Here is a 1410-nt window from a genome sequence, read left to right on the forward strand (position 1 = left end):
ACTTTTTTATTTTCAACATACACGCTGTTATACGCTATAGCAAATGTATCACCAGTGCGCACAGAATGAGAAAAATCTATCTCTTTATTTAATATTTGAGTCATTTGTTGGATAAGCTTGGAGGGAATATTTGATTTTTGAGCAGTACTAAATAAAGAGCCTTTAACAGTCCCTACAATATATTCACTACGATTCGTGGTTTTTTTAGAATCAATCCGGGTTTTATAGGCACTTTTTTCTTTGTAAATGACCAAGGTTTGGATGTCATTCATGGGTATGACTAATTTCTCTAAGGTGTTTTTATTAATTAAAAATTGTAATTTTTGACTGGGTTTAATCGACGTCAAAATTTTAGAATGAGGGTTTCTGTGTAATATCGCATGTAAATTTTGCGCACTCAAACCTAAACGTTTAAAAATAGCAGCCATGGAATCCCCTGAACGAGGAGTTACTGTTTGCCATACATTATTTTGAACTGCTTTTTTGACTGCTTGATGTACTATTTTTATAGGAGTTAACTCAGATTTTATAGGAGTATCCTCAAAGTGAAGCTTTTTTTCTAGGGGTTTTGTAGTCTGTTTGGCTAGAGGTTTGACTAAAATAGGTTCTGGTAGAGCTGTGATCATTGAGGGTAAAACGGTAGATTTAGCATGTTTTTCAATAGAAATGACAGGAATATCTGCCAGTTGATGTAAAGATGAGATAGTATTCACCGATTCATTTTTATTATGAGGTGAGAAATGAGATACAAGAAGATAAGGCAAGGAAAAGGCGATAACTAATGCAAAAGACATTAATATCTTGGATGGCCTACCTGATTGTTTTTTAGATATCTTGGTTTGTTTATCCATCGTTTGCCTATAACTGCTGTTTTTAGAAAATGCGGTTTCTCTTAATGTACACTCATTTTTGGGTATAATTAATTTTTATGATTATACAACATTAAACTCATTATGGTTATAGCAGGAATTTGCTAACCGGGCTAAGATACTCGGTGTCAGAAGATAGGTCAATCATTTACATAGGTTTAATCATATGATAGAAGACAATTCAGTGTGTTCCGAATTAACGCGTGGCTGTGAGGAAGTCCTTCCTCTTCACGAATTCGAAAAAAAATTAGAAAAGAGTAGGTCCTTGAAAATTAAAGCAGGTTTTGATCCGACAGCACCTGATTTACACTTAGGACATACTGTTTTACTCAATAAATTAAGACAATTTCAACAGGAAGGACATGAGATTATTTTTTTAATTGGTGATTTTACTGCCATGATTGGCGATCCCACTGGAAAAAACATAACTCGCATGCCTTTAAGTGAAGAAACCGTTTTAGACAATGCTAAAACCTATCAACAACAAGTATTTAAAATTTTGGATCCTGATAAAACTACAGTGGCATTCAATTCTCAATGG

The 1410-nt window shown here is 33.8% G+C and carries 2 protein-coding genes; one reads left to right on the forward strand and one right to left on the reverse strand.

Annotation, left to right across the window (positions count from 1 at the left end):
* The coding region (locus tag C0512_RS15680; RefSeq protein ID WP_290863260.1) for a hypothetical protein at window positions 1-851 on the reverse strand (851 nt) is incomplete at its 3' end.
* A 184-nt stretch (window positions 852-1035) separates the two neighbouring features.
* Between C0512_RS15680 and tyrS the strand changes: the two genes are divergently transcribed.
* Window positions 1036-1410: tyrosine--tRNA ligase (gene tyrS, locus C0512_RS15685; RefSeq protein WP_290863262.1), on the forward strand; the 375-nt coding region annotated here is incomplete at its 3' end.

Origin of the sequence: Flavobacterium sp. (assembly GCF_013822155.1) — a bacterium.
In the GTDB taxonomy this organism is placed as follows: domain Bacteria; phylum Bacteroidota; class Bacteroidia; order Flavobacteriales; family Flavobacteriaceae; genus Flavobacterium.